The organism is Thalassobacterium maritimum (genome assembly GCF_031127805.1).
Taxonomy (GTDB): Bacteria; Verrucomicrobiota; Verrucomicrobiia; order Opitutales; family Coraliomargaritaceae; genus Thalassobacterium; species Thalassobacterium maritimum.
Genome location: NZ_JARXHW010000299.1, coordinates 1 through 326 on the forward strand (window position 1 = coordinate 1; position 326 = coordinate 326).

At 50.0% G+C, this 326-nt stretch carries 1 protein-coding gene; it reads right to left on the bottom strand.

Features of this window, described 5'->3' with window-relative positions:
• Positions 1-326: reverse transcriptase domain-containing protein (locus tag QEH52_RS20415; protein WP_308952798.1), on the bottom strand; the 326-nt coding region annotated here is incomplete at both ends.

Genomic DNA, 326 nt, shown 5'->3' on the forward strand with positions numbered 1-326 from the left:
AGTCGTCAGCATAGCGTTGATACACCACTTGTCCGCTACAACGTTTCTTCACCACTTTTTCGACCCATAGATCGAGCGCGTAGTGCAGATAGATGTTTGCCAGAACTGGCGAGACGATCCCGCCTTGTGGTGTCCCTGTGGTTGGGTTGAGCACCGAGCCATCTTCCTCCAGTATGCCTGCACGCAACCATTTACGTATCAGCCGTATGAAGTGACTATCTGCAATGCGCTCTTCCAACATCCGAATCAACCATTGATGATCCATGTGATCGAAGAAGCCTTTAATATCGGCTTCCACAATCCAATGCACCCGACTGAAGAACAGC